Source organism: Sulfitobacter sp. CW3, assembly GCF_019392245.1.
Classification (GTDB): domain Bacteria; phylum Pseudomonadota; class Alphaproteobacteria; order Rhodobacterales; family Rhodobacteraceae; genus Sulfitobacter.
The window spans coordinates 1-251 of sequence record NZ_JAHXRL010000427.1 but is presented as its reverse complement, the minus strand read 5'-3'; the positions used below and the strand labels follow the sequence as shown (position 1 = coordinate 251).

The 251-nt window shown below is 76.5% G+C and carries 1 protein-coding gene; it reads right to left on the bottom strand.

What is annotated here, in order from left to right:
* Positions 1 to 251 (bottom strand): hypothetical protein (locus KZZ06_RS21680; protein WP_219581980.1); only part of this gene is annotated, 251 nt, incomplete at both ends.

Below are 251 nucleotides of genomic sequence, written 5' to 3'. Positions count from 1 at the left end.
CGCCGCAGCACCGCGTAGGGCAGGTCGCGCAGGAGGATCCCGAGATCGGCCCCCTCCCCCTCGACCACCCGTCCCGAGGCGAGGTCCCGCCAGCGGCTGCCGGCCCCGAGATCGACCCGGGTGCCCGCGAAGGCCTCGCCCGACCAGACGGCCTCCCCGACGGAGCCCGCCACCAGCCGCGGCACCGCCACGAACAGGTCGCCGCCTTCCTGGACGGGATCGGTCCGCCGGTAGGCGATGACGTGGTCGGC